Genomic DNA, 16,030 nt, shown 5'->3' on the forward strand with positions numbered 1-16,030 from the left:
TTCATCGTGTCTGTCCCCGGTTGGTCTTGTGGCGTGCCGGGCACCAGCTGACCCGGTGCGGCTAGCCGCGGCGGCGGCGCGCCAGCCACAGTCCCGCTGCCGCCGCGGCCAGCACCGCCAGTATCCCGGCGGCGGCACGAAGCCGGGTGCTGGCCATGCCCCGGACGGTGGTGGCGTCACCGCCTGTGGTGCTGCCGGTCTGTGGCGCAGACGCATCGTCGTCTGCGCCGTATTTTTCATCGTTGACGGTGGTTGCGGCCCCGGCCGGTGCGGTGTCACCGGCCGGTGCGGCGGGGTGTGTGGCCGGTGCGGCGGGGTGTGTGGCCGGTGCGGTGGTGTCCCCGTCACCGTCGGTTGGGTGCTGCGGGAAAGCACCGTCGGTTGGATGCTGCGGGAAAACACCGTCGTCCGGGATATCGGTTGCGGTGGCGGTGGCGGATGGGGAGGTGTCCCCGGTGGTGCCGTCGCGGTCGGGTGCAACGGCGGTGACAGTGAGAATCGCCTGGCTGGCCGGGGCGATGGGGGCGTCGGGGGAGGGGCGTGGGGAGCAGGTCACCGGCACCCAGATATCGCCGATGACCGGGGCGTGGACATGCACCAGCATGCCGAGGAAATTGTGCCGGTTGTTGAACTGTCCGGCCGGGCCGCGGGTGTTCAGCGCGATCGGGTAGCTGCCCGGCCGGCGGGCGGTGACTGTGGCCACCACTGTCGGCAGCACGATGCGCATGCCGTCGGATTCGGCTTCCACCGTCGCCCCGGCGGCGGAATTATCGGCGGCGTTGGGGGAGAAACCGATGGTGGCGTTGTCGTTTCCGGCGAGCCTGAGAATCCGCCCCGCCGGGTTGGCGCGGCCCTGCTCGTCGACGGTGAACGCGGCGAAACCCGTGACCTGTCCCGGCTCGTTGTCGATTGCCGCATCCACCACATCCAGCCCGTCGGGCAGGCGGAAATCGACGGCGATGCGGGAGGCGTCCCGGAAACCGGCGCCCCCGGGAAGCGACGGCATCGACACCACCAGCGGATGGATGAGGATACCGATCACGGCCGGTTGCCCGACGGTGATGGTCTCCGGTGTGATCATGGTGGCGTTGATCGCCGGGATGGTGAAATTTCTCGACCCGATCGTCACCGGGGACTGCGCCCGGCAGGAAAGCGGCACACTCGTTTTGCTGGAACGGGCCGTAGGCTGGTTGCCGTCGGCGGCGGGAAGTGCCGTGGCCGCCGGGCAGGCAGCGGCCACCAGCAGCGCGGCGGCGGTGGCTACGGGCAGTCGTTTCAACACGACGGAAAGTCTAGTCGCCGCCGTGGCCGGTCGCCTGATCGCCGGTGTCCGGATCGTTGTCCGCCCGGCGGCGGCGCCGCCGCGGCGCCGAATTCGGGGCGAACAGTGAACTGGCCGGTGTACCGCGGCCGTGGCGGCCGGTGGTGCCGTTGTGTTCTTCCGGCTGCGGGCCACTGGCCGGGGGACCGGGCGGTGTCGGCTTTGGCCTGCCGGTGTTCCGCTTTCCCGCCCGCCCGGTGTCGGGGGTGGTCGGCGCCCGGTGTGCGCCGGCCGTGCCGCTGCCGGTGCCCGGTTGGTTTCCCCGCGGGGTGGCGGTGTGGTTGTTTCCCGGCTGCGGCACCCGTGCGGGCGGGGTGGTGTTCTGTGTGCCCGCCGTCCCGGCCGCCCGGCCGGGCCCGGGGTTGTACGGGGTGAAGGTATGGTCGTTTTTCGCCGCTTTCCGGGCCGCCCGCCCGGCGGCCTGGATTTTCGACTGCTGCAGTTTGGCCCGCGGGGCTTTGAAACGCCACGCGTTCTGCTTGGCTTTTTTCTTCCTGTCCTGCGGGCGCGGGGGGCGTTTGCGGCCGCTGCGCGACAGGTTCAGCAGCTCCTCGATATCGTCCAGATTGGCGTGCTTGCCGGCGTTTTGGGCGGTGATGCGTGCCTTGCGGGCCGCCCGCTTGTTGCGTTTGACGGTGGTGCGGCGCATGACCTCGGCGACCGCGAACACGACCAGCACGATAATGAGCACCACCACCAGAATCGACAGCGCCGGGTGACGGCCGTTGTCGACCTCGGCGGCGGCCCGGGGCAGCGACATGCCGTTGTTGTCCGTCGCCGTGGGGTGTGGCCGGGCTGTCCCGGCGGCGGTCGGCGCCAGTGAGGGGGCGGTCGTGGTGGGCGGATTGGGGGTGACGGTGCCGACACCGGTGCCGGCGGGCACGGCGTAGCCGGCCTCGAGGAAACGCTGCCCCTGCTGCCAGGCGCGGCCCCTGTCGATGGTGGTGTTCAAAATAACCACCGCCAGGCGACGGCCGCCGCGGTCCATCGCCCCGACATAGGTGTGCAGCGCGTCAGAGGTGTAGCCGGTTTTCCCGCCGATCGTCGACGGGTCGGTCTGCAGCAGAATATTGTCGTTCCACAGCTGGAACCCCGGATTGTCGCCGTAGCCGGGAAAATCGGTGCTCACGGTGCCGACCAGCGCGGCGAAGGTGGGGTTGGTCCAGGCGTGCCGGTAGATCAGCGCCATATCGAACGCCGAGGTCGACATGCCCGGGCCGTCCAGTCCGGAATAGCGGGCCACCCGGGTGTCCTGGGTGCCCAGCGAGCGGGCCAGATCATTGACTTTTTCCAGGGCGCGTTCATCCCCGCCCAGCTGGCTGGCCAGCGCATGGGCCGCATCATTGCCGCTGGCCATCAGCAGCCCCTGCAGCAGCTGCCGGTTGGTGTAGGTTCCCCCGGTGCCGATACCCACCCGGGAACCTTCCATGTTCGCGTCCGAGGCGGTGGCGGTGTAGACCGCATCCGGATCCAGTTCCTCAATGGCCACCAGGGCGATGAGTGCTTTGATGATCGACGCCGGGCGGTAGCGGCCGTGCGGATCTTTGGCGGCGATGACTTCCCCGGAATCAAGATCGAATACGATCCACGCCGCGGCGGTTTGTTCCTCCGGGACGACGAAACCGGGCACGGTCACCGTGCCGCAGGTATCAAGCGCCCGCCCGCCGGCCGGGCGCTGCGGCACCGGCAGCGGCGCCGGGGAGGGCATACCCGGCCCGGGTATCTCCGACTCGTCGACCGGGGCGGGGGGACGGGTTTTGTTCGCACAGTCGCTGGTATCGGGCGCCTGGGTGCGGATCGGCGGGGTGAATTCGGCGGCGGTCGCCGCCGCGGGAGCCAGGCCCATCACGGCCGCAAGCCCCAGGGCAGTCAAAAAGTGGCGGTGCCGAAAGTGCATACCCACAACTGTAATCGGCGCCCCGGCCGGCTGTGCCGCCCCGGGCGGGGCGTGTCCCCGCCACGGTGGACGGCGCGGCACACCGTGCGGACCCGGCCGCCGCACCAGCCCCACCGGCGGTGGGCCGGGGGCGCAACGGACCGGGGGCTAGCCGGTTTCTACCATGGGTGGCATGGACCTGTTTGCACCCGATGTCACACCCACCACCCCGGCCGACCGGGCGGTGGTGGCGGCGCTGCCGAAAGTTGTTCTGCACGACCATCTCGATGGCGGGCTGCGCCCGGCAACCCTCGTCGAGTTGGCCGCCGAGTGCGGATACACCGGACTGCCGTCGACGACACCCGACCTGCTGGCCGAAAAGATCGCCCGGGCCGCCGATTCCGGCAGCCTGGACGACTACCTGAAGTGTTTCGCCCACACCACCGCCGTGATGCAGACCAGAGCCGCACTGGCCCGGGTGGCCCGGGAAGCCGTCGAGGATTTGGCCGCCGACAATGTTGTCTACGCCGAGCTTCGTTTCGCCCCCGGCCTGCACACCGGCGGCGGGCTGGACTGCGAGCAGGTGGTTGAGGCGGTGGCCGAGGGTATCCGCCGCGGGGAAGACACAGCGGCAGCCGCCGGCCGGAGCATCACCGCCCGGATCATTGTCTGCGGGATGCGGCAGGATACAGCCGGTACCGCCCGGGCCGCCGAACTGGTGGCGCAGATGATGCGCGGGCACCGCCCGGGCGGGCCGGCTAACGGCTATGTGGCCGGTTTCGATCTGGCGGGACCGGAAGAGGGCTTCCCGCCCGCCGGCCACAGCGCCGCCCTGGCCGGCCTGGCCGACCAGCTGATCCCGGTGACCATCCACGCCGGGGAAGCCGCCGGTATCGACAGTGTGGCCGGGGCGGTGAAAGCCGGGGCGCTGCGGCTGGGGCATGCGGTGGCCCTGGACGGGGATTTCACCGCCGACGACACCGGTATCGTCCCCGGCCCGGTGGCCTGCTGGATCCGGGACAGAAATATTGCCCTGGAGATGTGCCCGAGTTCGAATCTGCACACCGGGGCGGTGGCCGATATCGCCGACCATCCGCTGAGCCTGTACGACGAGATGGGTTTCACCGTCACCGTCAACACCGACAACCGGCTGGTGTCCTCGACAACCATGACCGACGAGATGATGGTCCTGGTCGACAGTGCCGGCTACGGGCTGGAAAACCTGGCGCAGCTGACAGTCAACGCGATCAACGCCGCCTTTGTTCCCGCCCCGCTGAAAAACACCATCCGGGACCGGCTGATCATTCCCGCCTGGCAGGAAGCCATCGACCGGGCCGGCACACCCCCGGCCGACAGCGATCCGGCAGGCGGGACAAAGCCCACCGCCACCGGCGGCAGCACCCGGCTGGAACCGGCCGGGCTTAAGGGCATCGATCCTTTCCTTCTCGAAGAGATGGGGATTACTCCCCGTGACCTGGGGTGGGAAACACAATCCGATCCCGGCCCCGGGCAGCGGCCCGACCCGGCCTAGGCCACCACCGCTGTCTGTCTGCCCCGGGCACTGGCCGCGGCAGGCCACCGGCAGCCAACCGGCAGAGGGGGTGGGGTGGAGAAAAAAACCGGCGGGGCGGCCGTGGTGGCGCCCCGCCGGTGGCGGTGTGTGACCGGTGGCGGGAGCGCCAGCCGGACCGGGAAAACTAGAACTTGGAGAACCTGCCGGTGAGATTGTCTTCCAGCTGCGCCCACAGGTTCGCTTCACTGGTGTAGGGCGCCGAAGGCCGGTAGCCGGAAGAACCGCCCAGCATGTAGGCGATGTATTCCTGGAACTCGGGGTTGGCGACCAGGATCTTGTTCACCCCGTCATCGCGCGCCCAGTCGGCGGCGTCGGCCAGCAGTTCGTAGGCCTGCCGCATCTGGTCGGTGTCGACCTCGTTGGGTCCTGCGGCGATATCTTCTTTCAGCCCCTGGAAGGAATAGGTGTTGTCGGCGTGGACCATCGCCTCCAGGGTGCCGTTGTTGACCTGCAGCATAATGTCCGGCCAGGTCGCCAGGCCCGCCAGGTCGTGCTCGGAATGCTCGGCCAGCCAGCGCACCATCGCCTTGCGGGAATTGAAGGTGTAAATCTCGCCGAAGTGGCCCAGAAACACCGGCTGCCCGGACACATAGGTGCGCAGCGTGTAGACGATCCGGCCGTCGATGCTGATTTTCACCGGATCAATGCCCGAGGTCCCCCACACCGAGGCGTCATAGGGGTCGATGCTGTTGGCTTTGGCCTTGAGTTCCTCTTCCCGCTCCCGGCGCGCTTTCTCGGCGGCTTCGTCGGCGGCGACCACCCGTTGTTCGGCTTCCGCCGCCTGCTCGGCGTCGACTTTTTTCACGGTGACGGCGGCATCGATTTCGTCGATGACTGTGTCCCAGTTGGCCAGTACCGTGCGGCCCACCGACGACCATTCCCCACGGCCCGCCTCATCGGCGTAGTGGTCGGCGCCGCGGTCAAGATTGTTCAGCACCGAATACGAGGCGAAAAACGACTGGGTGGAAGTCAGCGACAGCACATCCCCGAAGGAACGGGCCACCCGGAACGCCCGGGCGCAGCCGGAAACATTCTCGTGGCCGGGACGCTCGGCAAGCAGCGCCGGAACACCGATGAGGTCAATGTTCCCGCCGATCGTGCCGGGAATGACCCGGGTGTCGTCACCGGCGTTGAACGACGCCCATTTCGGGTGCTCGGTCAAATCGTGCGGCTGCCCGGATTCGATGAAACTCAGCAGCGCGCCGCGGGATTCGAACAGATACAGATCGTCATCTTTGCCGATGAAAGCCTGCCATTCCTCGCCGTGCGCCTTCCAGCTGGGCGCCCACAGGGTGTAGTAATCGCCGTGGGTGAGTGAAACCTTCAGCGGAATGATGTGCTCTGTGCCTAGTTGTGCCATGAACGCAGATCCTAGCCGGTGGCGTGGTGGCAGTCATCCGGCGGGACGCCAGCAGCCCAGAAACTCCATCCCCAGGTTGGTGGTGCGCACCGGGGACGACTGCACGGGATTGCCGGCCTCAACGAGCATTCCGTTGCCGGTGTACATGGCCACATGTCCGCTCCACACCAACAGGTCGCCGGGAATCAACTGGTCAAAACCAACCTGCCTGCCCCGGGCCTGGTCGGCGGCCAGCCGGGGGAGCTCCACCCCTGCGTGGCGCCACGCCAGCTGTGTCAGCCCGGAACAGTCCACCCCGGTCCGCGGATCGGTGCCACCCCACACGTAGGGAAGACCGGTCAGCGACAGGGCGTAGTCGACCGCCCGCTGCCCGCGGGCAATTTCTTCTTCCGTCGCCCCCGCATAGCCGGCGGTATCGGCCTGCGGCACAAACTGTCCGGACAACTGCTGTGGTAAGCCGGGCCTGTCGGACCCGGCCGGCAGACCATCGGCGTCGATACCGAAAGCCCGGTAGAGGTGGGTGATGGCGGTGCGGGCGACAGGCCTCAGCTGCTGCGGCACCGCCCCGGCCATCACCGCAACCGGTGGCACAGTCACCGGCGGCGGGGGCACCGGCGGCGGGGGCACCGGCGGTGCGGCCGGTGCTGCCCGGCCCACCGGTGCGGCAGCAACCGCGGCTGCCGCCCGGAGCAGTGTTGCCGGGGCGGTCGGTGGTGGGGTGCGGGGGATATCCGGTGCGGCGGGAGTCAACAACTGCAGCCCGGGGGGATGGGCGGAGGCGGCAGCGGTGGCGATGTTTTTCCCGGCGAGCTGTGGCGGGGCGGACGCCCGGGCGGTCAGGCTGTCGGCGGCCTGCCGGGTGCGTCCGGCCAGGGTCGCCAGCTCACCGGCGACAGGGGACAGCTGCGCTGTGGTCCAGGCGATGACTGTGTCGGCCTGCGCCAGACAATGCCGGCAGGCGGCATCAATGGTGGAGGAAACAACCGGGGCCATTGCCGGGGACAACCCCTGGGCTGCCACCGCAGAGACGGTCCCGACAAGCTGCCCGGCCAGCTGGCGGATAACGGCCCGGGCGGTTGCCGCCGTCCCCTCGGAGGCCGCGACGGCCCGGTTGATGGTCTCCGCGGACGCCACCAGGTCACCGTGCGCGCCGGTCAGCGCCCGCGGGAAGGCCCCCACCATGGCGGCCAGCTCTTGTGCCGCAGAGGAGATCGGGGGCGCGGCCGCGCCGGGCCAGCCCCCGGAGGGCGGAGTCATTGCTGCCAGCTGTTGCACTGTGGCGGTCACCGTTGTCATGGGTATGCCCCCTCATGTTCTGTCTCTCCCGGTGGACCTGGCAGTCACCGGTGCCCCGGGGCTGCCGGTGGTGGTGCAGGTAAATCCAGGGTGTGGGTGTGGTGTCCGGCAGATTGGACTGGTTGCGGCCCGCCGCCGGTTCCCCGGGGGTGGGCGGGGGCGGTCCCGGTGTGGGCAGGGGTGCTACAGCATCTGTTCCAGGGTGCGGGCCAGGTCACTGTCCAGCTCGCGGGCGCTGGCCACCGCGGTATCCATGGCTTGGGCCTGGCGGTCACATTCGGCGGAGAGACGGTCACGCAGCAGGCTGTGCGCCGCGATCGCCTCCGACAGTGCGCGCCGGAAATCTTCCCACCCCACAGTGGGGGCAGGCAGGGTGTGCGGCGGGGCGGCAAGGCTCAGTGACTCCCGGCGCAGCCGGGCGATGAGCTGTTCCGCCCGGGCTGTATCAATGGCCATTACGGTGGGTGTTTGCGTGTTTTCCCCGCCGCCTGCCGGAGGAGGGGGAAGGTGGTTGTCGGTCATGGAAGTATTGGACTGCACGAAGGTGGCCGCCGGTTCCCCGGCGGGGAGAATACGCGGCGAATAAGCTTGGAAGCCATGCAGATAACAATTGTCGACCATCCGCTGGCCATGTCCCGATTGACCATCATGCGCGACAAGCGCACCAACAATGTCGGCTTTAGGGCGGCCCTGGCTGATTTGGGGGCCATGCTCGTCTATGAAGCCTCCCGGGGGCTGGCCGTCGAAAAATTCGACTGCGACACCCCGGTGGCCACCGCCTGCGGTGTCCGCCTGAAAAACCCGCCGATCATTGTGCCGGTGATCCGGGCGGGCCTGGGCATGGTGGATCCGGCGCTGTCGATGATCCCGGATGCGCAGGTCGGTTTCATCGGTTTGGCCCGTGACGAACAGACCCACGAACCGGTGCCCTACCTGGAGGCCCTGCCCGAGGATCTGTCGCGGCGCACCGTGTTTGTCATCGACCCGATGCTGGCCACCGGCGGATCGATGCTGCACGCCCTGAAGCTGTTGGCCGACCGCGGCGCCACCGACATCACCGCGGTGTGCATGGTCTCGGCGCAGCAGGGGGTCGACGCCCTGGAAGAGTCCGGTCTGCCGGTGCGTCTGGTCACCGCCACCATTGACCCGGAACTCAACGACGACGCCTACATTGTGCCCGGCCTGGGCGATGCCGGTGACCGTTTGTACGGTCCGCGCAATATTGATCTGCACGGCTGACGTTGTCCCCGGCAACCACCCGCCCCGGGGTGCGGTGCCCTGATCCCGGGGCTTGGGTACACTTGCCTTCCGGCTGCCCGGTCGGGCTTTGATCCCCCGGTCTGCCACACCCGTCCGGCAGCACCCAGCGGACGGGATTTCTGCTGGGACAACCCGATAAAGAAAGGTGCGTCGAGCATCCGTTATGGCCATCCGCGACGATATTGCCCGCTGGCTTGCCACCCACTCCGACGAGCTGGTCGCCTGGCGCAGGCACCTGCACTCCCACCCGGAGTTGTCCCACATGGAAAACGCCACCACCGACTTCATCGCCCGGACCCTCCAGTCCCACGGGCTGACAGTGAGCCGTTTTCCCGGCACCGGGCTGAAAGTTGATGTAGGTCCCGCCACCGGCGAAAGAATCGCCTTCCGGGCCGATATCGATGCCCTGCCGATCACCGAGAACACCGGCCTGGATTTTTCCAGTACCGTCCCCGGGGTGATGCACGCCTGCGGACATGATGTGCACACCACCGTGCTGATGGGGCTGGCCTGCGCCCTGGCCGAGATTGAGCTGACCCACCCGGTGCGCCTGATCTTCCAGCCGGCGGAAGAAGTGATGCAGGGCGGGGCACCCGATGTGATCAGCTGGGGCGGGCTGGAAGATGTGGCCGCAATTTTCGCCCTGCACGCCGAACCGAAACTGCGCACCGGCAAAATCGGGGTCCGCACCGGGGCGATCACCTCCGCCGGGGATGTCCTGGAAATCAAAGTCGCAGGCCCCGGCGGGCACACCTCCCGGCCGCAGATGACCGCCGATGTGGTCTACGCCCTGTCCACACTGGTCACCCAGCTGCCGGGTCTTCTCTCCCGGAAAATTGATCCGCGTACCGGCACAGTGCTGGTGTTCGGCACCATCAACGCCGGCTACGCCGCCAACGCCATCCCCGAAACCGGAAGCGTGTCCGGGACCATCCGCACCGCCGATATCGCCGTCTGGCGGACCATTGAACCGGTGATGCGGGAACTGATCAGTCAGGTGCTCGCCCCCACCGGTGTCAAACATGAGGTGGTCTACACCCGCGGCGTGCCGCCGGTGATCAACGACGATGTGGCCACCGCCCTGCTGGCGTCAGCTGCCACCACCATTGATCCGCATGCCGTGGTGCATGCGCCGCAGTCGTCCGGGGGAGAGGATTTCTCCTGGTATCTCGAACATGTCCCCGGTTCCATGGCCCGGCTGGGCTGCTGGTCGGGCGAGGGCAGCCAGCACGATCTGCACCGGGCTGATCTGGTGGTCGATGAACGCGCCATCGCCGTCGGGATCACCCTGTTCGGGTCGGTGGTCGCTTCCTGGAATGAAGGCTGGCAGCCGCCGAGCATGGCCTCGTCGACCCCGCTGCACGACTAGCCGCAGCTATCCCGCGGATCACCGCTGCGGGGGGTGGGGAAGAAAAAGCAGACGGATTTTCCACCGAAAAAAACCACCGGCCCGTGACTGCCGCCCCCGCTCCGGTGGTGTCGGGGGCGGCAGGACACAAAGGGCCGGTGGTCGTCCGCGTGCCGGGACGCGCTAGGAATGCTTGCTGACGAAGTCGGCGGCAATCACATCCGGATCGGCTTTTTCCGGGCCGATGTGGCGGGTGTTCATCGCCAGCAGATCCTCGGTTGTCAACGCAGCGTCAATATCGTCGAGGACACTGCGCGCCGCATCCGGGACCCTGCTCCCGCGCATCAGCGGCAGCACATTTTGCGGCAGAATCAGATTCTCCGGATCTTTGAGAGTGACCAGGTCAATCTGTTTGCCGTCGGTGTCCAGGGTGGGGCTGGTGGTGTAGATATTGGCGATATCCGCCCGGCCCGACACCAGGGCCGCCACCGTCAGCGGGCCACCGGAGTCACTGATCGGGTCGATGGTGATCTTTGCCCGGTCCACACCGTAGACCTGCTCCAGCCCGGTCGGCCCGAAAGGACGGTCGGCGATTTCCGGGTTCGCCGCAATGGTCACCGACTCAAGGTCGGCCAGGTCCGCCAGGCTCACCAGCCCGTGCTGGTCGGAAAACTCCCGGGTCACCCGGTAGGAGTCTTTCGACTCCGCCGGCGACAGCTCGCCGATGGCCAACCCGTCGGGCAGTACCTGTGACAGCCCGGTGGCAACCTGTTCGGCGGTGGCGCCGACCGGCAGCGGATCACTGCTGGTGGCGCCGATGAAATACTGGGCCAGGTTGCCGGAATACTCGGGGATAATGTCGATGTCACCGTCCTGCAGGGCTGTCAGATACACCTCGCGGGAGCCGATGCCCGACTTCACGGTGACAGTGAAACCGGCTTTTTCAAGCGAATCCTTCCAAATCTGGCCGATGATCTCCGACTCGGGGAAATTGGCCGTGCCGATGACAATCGTGTCCCCGTCACCGGTTTTCGCCTCCGCCGCCGATCCCTTGTCCGGGGCGGTGGATGCGGGCTTGTCCAACGGATCGGAGGAGGAACAGGCGGCAAGGGACAAAGCGGTGGCGGCGGCCACCACGGTGGCGCCGATACGCCGGGTAAAAGAGGTCATCGGTTGAGTCCTTTCGGTTGGACAGCAGTGGAAAGCACAGAAAATACCAGATCGGCCACCAGTGCCAGAACGGTGACCAGGATGGCCCCGACAATGGTGGAGGTGTAGTCGCCGACGGCCAGCCCGTCGAGCAGATAGCGGCCCAGACCGCCCAACCCGATGTAGGCGGAGATGGTGGCTGTGGCCAGAACCTGCAGCACACAGGAACGGACGCCGCCGACAATGGTGGGGGCCGCCAGCGGAAGTTCGATGCGGGTGATGATCTGGGTTTCCGAGTAGCCCATGGCGCGGGCGGCATCGACCACATCGTTGCTGACGGTGGCAACCCCGGACACGGTGGCCGCCAGGACCGGCGGAACAGCCAGCAGCAGCAGGACAACCGTCGACGGTATCAGCGGGATCTGCACCCCCAACGGCAGCTCAAGGGCAAGCCAGGTCAACACCCCCAGGCTGGGCAGTGCCCGCAGCGCACCGGAAAGAGCAATCACCGCGGAAGAACCGGTGCCGGTGTGCCCGAGGGCCAGCCCCAACGGAAGCCCCACGGCAACCGCGATGGCCACCGCAATACCGGAGTAGTACAGGTGCTCGAGCATGCGCATGCCGATACCGCTGGTTCCGGTCCAGTTGGCCGCATCGAGCAGAAAAGCGACGGCAGAAGACACGTAATTCACGGCTTGCCACCGTCCCGTCCCGCGGATGCCGCGGCACCGCGGCCGGCCCCGGCAGCTGTTGTCTTTGCCCGGGCCGGGGAAGACGCATCCCCGGTTTTGCCGGCTTTCGCCCACGGCATGGCCACCCGTCCGGCCGCCACCAGCAGGAGATCGAACAGCACGGCCAACAGCACCGTGCCGGCGACACCGGCAATGATCTGGGTGGGAAACGACCGGGCGAAACCTTCGGTGAACAATGTCCCCAACGATTTCACCCCCACCAGTGCGCCGACGCTGACCAGGGAAATCGTCGACGCCGACACCACCCGCAGCCCACCCAGAATCACCGGGCCGGCCAGGGGAAGCTCCACGGCGCAGACTCGTTTCCACGCCGGATAGCCCAGGGCGGTCGCCGAATTGGTCACCGCCGGATCAACGGAATCAAACCCGTCCGCCGCCGAGCGCACCAACAGCGCGATACCGTACAACGTCATCGCCACGATCACATTTGTCCGCGACAGCACACTGGTGCCCAACACCAGCGGCAGCACCACAAAAAGTGCCAGCGACGGGATCGCGTACAACAGTCCGGCGACACCGACAATGCTGCCGCGCAACCGGGGCAGGCGGTGGGCCAGCCAGCCCAACGGAACCGCCACAATGAAGCTGGCGACAATCGGCGGCCAGGACAGATTCGCGTGCTGGAGGGCCAGGGCGGCAATCTCCTCGGCGTGGCTTAGCAACCAGTCCAGATTCATTTCTCCTCCGACACCACCCCGGTGACGCGGCCGCGGCCGTCGAGCACAACCTGCCGGTCACCCCGTGTGGCAACAGTCAGCCGCCGGGAATCGACCCCCACGAAGGAAGAGACGAAATCGCTGGCCGGGCGGGTGATGAAATCCTCCGCCGAACCCTGTTGCGCGATCTGGGCGCCTTTTTCCAGCAGCACGATCCTGTCGGCCAGCATGAACGCTTCATCGATGTCGTGGGTGACCAGCACAATGGTTTTCTCCAGCTGGCTTTGAATCGACAGAATTTCCTGCTGCAGGTCACGCCGGACCACCGGATCCACCGCCCCGAACGGCTCATCCATGAGCAGGATATTCGGGTCATCGGCCAGCGCCCGGGCCACCCCGACCCGCTGCGCCTGCCCGCCGGACAGCTCCGCGGGATAGCGGTCGGCCAAGCCGGGATCCAGACCCAAAAGCTCCAGCAGTTCAAGGGCGCGTGTTGTCGCCTCCCGCGGGGAGGTCCCGTTGAGCCGGGGAACCACCGTAATGTTGTCGACAATGGTCTTGTGCGGCAGCAGACCGGAGTTTTGCATCACATAGCCGATCCGTCGGCGGAGCATCACCGGGTTGTCGTCGGCTACCGGCCGGCCGTCGATGCGCACCTGGCCCGAGGTCGGCTCCACCATCCGGTTGACCATCCGCAGCAGGGTGGTTTTACCCGATCCGCTGCTGCCGACCAGCGCGGTGGTGGTGTGGGCGGGGATGGTCAAGGAAAAATTGTCGACCGCAGGTTCCCCCGCGCCGGGGAAAACCTTCGATACGGCATCAAATTCGATCATGAAAAGCTGGTCGCTTCCTGGTCGGTCAGGGCGGACAAAGACATGGGGGTGGATTCAAGGTTCCTCGGTGTCGGGGTGGAACGGGGCCTGAATGTGATGTGCTGCGAGAAAAAGGCGGCGAAAGCTCTGTCCGGCTTCCCGCGCCCGGGCATAAGACCGCCCGCGGCAGGCACGTGGGACACACAAACCCGGTTCCCTGCGGCGGTGAGTGCCTTGCGGGAAAAAGAAACATCCCGGGCAACAACATCGGTGGTGTGAAATTATGCCCCCGGACCCCGGAACCTGCGGGCCGGTCACGCACCAGTGTGCCACCGGATTAACGGCGCAGCGTGCCGGGGCGGACACCACCAACAGCGCCAGGGGGGCCGCATTCATTCCCGCGCGGCTGGTCAACCGCCCCGGAAACACTGCTGTGAGAAACACAAATACCACCTGTGAGCTGTGTGAAACAGCAGCATGGGTGCGGCATGGAACGGCAGGGGCGGTCCACCGGTTTGCCACCCCGCTCAAACGGGGGGGAGCCACGCCGCCCGACGGAAAACACCCGTTACCGTGTGGCCTGCATCCGCGGGCATACACTTCTCCGGCGACCGGACAGCTTGCCGCCGATGATCTTTTAGTAGGCTTTCGGATGGACCACAGGCCCAACCCCCCGGGCGCGCCAGATGACACCGGACGGCCGCTGCCGACAGGGGACGAGACGCCCCGGTCATGTGAACATGCACACCGTCAACGCCAACACGGACAGCGAGAACAACAACAGTGTCGAAGAAAATTGTGATCATCGGTGGTGGCCCCGCCGGCTACGAAGCAGCACTCGCCGGAGCACGGTACGGCGCTTCCGTAACGCTGGTTGAAGACCAGGGGCTCGGCGGATCGGCGGTCATCTACGACTGTGTTCCCAGTAAATCGTTTATTGCCGTCACCGGCATTAAAACCGACCTGCGCCGCGCCGATGACATGGGCTTCGACAAATCCGGCACCGGCGATCTGCTGCACCTGCACGAGATCAACGCCCGCGTGAAGAAACTGGCCTGCCAGCAGTCCGACGACATTCGCTCCCAGATGGACAAAGCCGGTGTCCGGCTGGTCAATGGGCGCGCCCGCTTCGATGACTACAACCCGAAACAGACCACCCACTACATTGCGGTGTCCAAACCGGACGCCTCCGAGGAACTCCTCGAATGCGATCTGGTGCTCATCGCCACCGGCGCATCCCCGCGTATTCTCCCCGGCGCCAAACCCGACGGGGAACGCATCCTCACCTGGCGGCAGGTCTATGACGTGGAAGAAGTCCCCGAGCATCTGATCGTGGTCGGTTCCGGTGTCACCGGTGCCGAGTTCGTTTCCGCTTTCGCTGAGCTGGGGGTGAAAGTGACCATGGTCGCTTCCCGTGACCGGATTCTTCCCCACGATGACGCCGATGCCGCCGACACCCTGGAAGCGGTGCTCTCCGAGCGTGGTGTGTCGCTGGAAAAACATGCCCGGGTCGACACGGTGGTGCGCACCGACGACGGTAAAGGTGTTGTCGTCACCACTTCCGACGGGCGGGAAATCCGCGGCTCCCATGCGTTGATGACCGTTGGCTCCATCCCCAACACCGATGGTCTGGGGCTTGACCGGGTCGGCATTGAAACAACCCCGTCCGGCCACATCAAAGTTGACCGTGTGTCCCGCACCAATGTGCAGGGTGTCTACGCCGCAGGTGACTGCACCGATTTGTTCCCCCTGGCTTCTGTCGCCGCCATGCAGGGACGCGTGGCCATGTACCACGCCCTGGGTGAGGGGGTCTCCCCGATCAGGTTGAAGACTGTGGCCACCGCTGTGTTCACCCGCCCGGAGATCGCCGCGGTCGGGGTCACCCAGGCGGAAGTCGACAGCGGCAAAGTCTCGGCACGTTCGATCACCCTGCCACTGGTGACCAACCCGCGGGCGAAGATGCGGTCGCTGCGCCACGGTTTCGTCAAGATGTTCTGCCGGAAAAACTCCGGTCAGGTCATCGGTGGGGTGGTTGTTGCCCCGAATGCCTCCGAGATCATCACCCCGATTGCGGTGGCCGTCGACAATGCTTTGACCGTCGACCAGCTGGCCGGCACCTTCGCCGTCTACCCGTCACTGTCGGGGTCAGTCACCGAGGCCGCCCGCCGTCTGGTCGCCCACGACGATTTGGGCTAGAACCCCTCTGCTGCACCAATGGGTGGACAACCCCGGTGCACAGAATGGACGGCCACCATCTGGCAGTACAGCCGGGTGGTGGCCGTCAGTTGTTTTTTCCGGGTCTGCACCGGCGTGACAAGCCATGGTGGCCGGGGGAGATACTCGTTGGAGCACTGCCCTGCGTTTGGTTCATTTCTCGCGCCGCAGGCCCGCGGGGCTTGTGTGTGCGACGGGTTCTCTGTGCTCCTGGTCGGTGCGCGAGCGGAAAATGGTCCGCAACCTGGTCGCGGACGCGGACAAGCGGGTGCGCAGTGGTGGTCTTACTGCCGTTAACTTCCGGTGTTGCTGTGGGGACACACAAAAAAGCTGCCCCCACCGAAAAGGTGGGGGCAGGTTGGACAGATCAGGTGAGCTTCGAACGGTGGTTGTTACTCCACCGCTTCAGCAGC

13 protein-coding genes are annotated in these 16,030 nt (G+C 66.8%); 4 read left to right on the forward strand and 9 right to left on the reverse strand.

Annotated features, from left to right (window positions below):
• Window positions 1-61: 61 nt before the first annotated feature.
• Both JZY06_RS05675 and JZY06_RS12555 read right to left on the reverse strand, forming a co-directional pair.
• Complete coding sequence (locus tag JZY06_RS05675; protein ID WP_207119029.1) at window positions 62-1,282, reverse strand: hypothetical protein; 1,221 nt, start codon at window positions 1,280-1,282, stop codon at window positions 62-64.
• A 10-nt stretch (window positions 1,283-1,292) separates the two neighbouring features.
• Window positions 1,293-3,218 carry a serine hydrolase gene (locus JZY06_RS12555; protein WP_207119031.1) on the reverse strand — a complete coding sequence of 642 codons (1,926 nt, stop codon included), beginning with the start codon at window positions 3,216-3,218 and terminating at the stop codon, window positions 1,293-1,295.
• A 172-nt stretch (window positions 3,219-3,390) separates the two neighbouring features.
• Here JZY06_RS12555 and JZY06_RS05685 point away from each other — a divergent pair, with 172 nt between their 5' ends.
• Window positions 3,391-4,728 (forward strand): adenosine deaminase, encoded by a 1,338-nt coding sequence (locus tag JZY06_RS05685; protein WP_207119033.1) that lies wholly within the window; start codon window positions 3,391-3,393, stop codon window positions 4,726-4,728.
• A 166-nt stretch (window positions 4,729-4,894) separates the two neighbouring features.
• On the opposite strand, the gene JZY06_RS05690 is transcribed toward JZY06_RS05685, so the two are convergent.
• The 3 genes from JZY06_RS05690 to JZY06_RS05700 all read right to left on the reverse strand — a co-directional run bounded on the left by JZY06_RS05690 (window position 4,895) and on the right by JZY06_RS05700 (window position 7,948).
• Entirely contained in the window at window positions 4,895-6,130 is a 1,236-nt protein-coding gene (locus JZY06_RS05690; protein WP_207119034.1) for a hypothetical protein, read from the reverse strand.
• A gap of 33 nt (window positions 6,131-6,163) precedes the next feature.
• The gene (locus JZY06_RS05695) at window positions 6,164-7,426 is read right to left on the reverse strand and encodes a C40 family peptidase (protein ID WP_242516661.1); all 1,263 of its coding nucleotides are present in this window, start codon (window positions 7,424-7,426) and stop codon (window positions 6,164-6,166) included.
• A gap of 183 nt (window positions 7,427-7,609) precedes the next feature.
• Window positions 7,610-7,948, reverse strand: a complete 339-nt coding sequence (locus tag JZY06_RS05700; RefSeq protein ID WP_207119036.1) for a hypothetical protein — start codon at window positions 7,946-7,948, stop codon at window positions 7,610-7,612.
• Window positions 7,949-8,023: 75 nt separating this feature from the next.
• Between JZY06_RS05700 and upp the strand changes: the two genes are divergently transcribed.
• Together upp and JZY06_RS05710 are read left to right on the forward strand one after the other, a co-directional pair.
• Window positions 8,024-8,665, forward strand: a complete 642-nt coding sequence (upp, locus tag JZY06_RS05705; RefSeq protein WP_207119038.1) for a uracil phosphoribosyltransferase — start codon at window positions 8,024-8,026, stop codon at window positions 8,663-8,665.
• 184 nt (window positions 8,666-8,849) lie between these two features.
• A complete protein-coding gene (locus JZY06_RS05710) occupies window positions 8,850-10,055 on the forward strand; it encodes an amidohydrolase (RefSeq protein WP_207278761.1) in 1,206 nt (401 codons plus the stop codon).
• A 162-nt stretch (window positions 10,056-10,217) separates the two neighbouring features.
• Here the strand turns inward: JZY06_RS05710 and JZY06_RS05715 are convergent, their stop codons facing one another.
• Genes JZY06_RS05715 through JZY06_RS05730 form a run of 4 tightly spaced genes read right to left on the reverse strand, consistent with a single transcriptional unit; the run spans window position 10,218 to window position 13,424 of the window.
• Entirely contained in the window at window positions 10,218-11,204 is a 987-nt protein-coding gene (locus tag JZY06_RS05715) for an ABC transporter substrate-binding protein (RefSeq protein ID WP_207119041.1), read from the reverse strand.
• Window positions 11,201-11,875: an ABC transporter permease gene (locus JZY06_RS05720; RefSeq protein ID WP_207119043.1), complete on the reverse strand. Its 675-nt coding sequence runs from the start codon at window positions 11,873-11,875 to the stop codon at window positions 11,201-11,203. The genes JZY06_RS05715 and JZY06_RS05720 overlap by 4 nt, the downstream gene beginning before the upstream one ends.
• The gene (locus JZY06_RS05725; RefSeq protein WP_207119046.1) at window positions 11,872-12,612 is read right to left on the reverse strand and encodes an ABC transporter permease; all 741 of its coding nucleotides are present in this window, start codon (window positions 12,610-12,612) and stop codon (window positions 11,872-11,874) included. The genes JZY06_RS05720 and JZY06_RS05725 overlap by 4 nt, the downstream gene beginning before the upstream one ends.
• Entirely contained in the window at window positions 12,609-13,424 is an 816-nt protein-coding gene (locus JZY06_RS05730; RefSeq protein ID WP_207119054.1) for an ABC transporter ATP-binding protein, read from the reverse strand. Before JZY06_RS05730 ends, JZY06_RS05725 begins: the two co-directional genes overlap by 4 nt.
• A gap of 762 nt (window positions 13,425-14,186) precedes the next feature.
• Here JZY06_RS05730 and JZY06_RS05735 point away from each other — a divergent pair.
• A complete protein-coding gene (locus tag JZY06_RS05735; RefSeq protein ID WP_207119056.1) occupies window positions 14,187-15,599 on the forward strand; it encodes an NAD(P)H-quinone dehydrogenase in 1,413 nt (470 codons plus the stop codon).
• The last annotated feature ends 431 nt before the right edge of the window (window positions 15,600-16,030 follow it).

The sequence above is a fragment of the Corynebacterium mendelii genome (assembly GCF_017307055.1).
GTDB classification, from domain to species: Bacteria; Actinomycetota; Actinomycetes; order Mycobacteriales; family Mycobacteriaceae; genus Corynebacterium; species Corynebacterium mendelii.

Coding starts and splice junctions, on each gene's coding strand:
- JZY06_RS12555 (WP_207119031.1), bottom strand. CDS start 3,218: ATGCACTTTCGGCACCGCCACTTTTTGACTGCCCTGGGGCTTGCGGCC.
- JZY06_RS05685 (WP_207119033.1), top strand. CDS start 3,391: ATGGACCTGTTTGCACCCGATGTCACACCCACCACCCCGGCCGACCGG.
- JZY06_RS05690 (WP_207119034.1), bottom strand. CDS start 6,130: ATGGCACAACTAGGCACAGAGCACATCATTCCGCTGAAGGTTTCACTC.
- JZY06_RS05695 (WP_242516661.1), bottom strand. CDS start 7,426: ATGACAACGGTGACCGCCACAGTGCAACAGCTGGCAGCAATGACTCCG.
- JZY06_RS05700 (WP_207119036.1), bottom strand. CDS start 7,948: ATGACCGACAACCACCTTCCCCCTCCTCCGGCAGGCGGCGGGGAAAAC.
- upp (WP_207119038.1), top strand. CDS start 8,024: ATGCAGATAACAATTGTCGACCATCCGCTGGCCATGTCCCGATTGACC.
- JZY06_RS05710 (WP_207278761.1), top strand. CDS start 8,850: ATGGCCATCCGCGACGATATTGCCCGCTGGCTTGCCACCCACTCCGAC.
- JZY06_RS05715 (WP_207119041.1), bottom strand. CDS start 11,204: ATGACCTCTTTTACCCGGCGTATCGGCGCCACCGTGGTGGCCGCCGCC.
- JZY06_RS05725 (WP_207119046.1), bottom strand. CDS start 12,612: ATGAATCTGGACTGGTTGCTAAGCCACGCCGAGGAGATTGCCGCCCTG.
- JZY06_RS05730 (WP_207119054.1), bottom strand. CDS start 13,424: ATGATCGAATTTGATGCCGTATCGAAGGTTTTCCCCGGCGCGGGGGAA.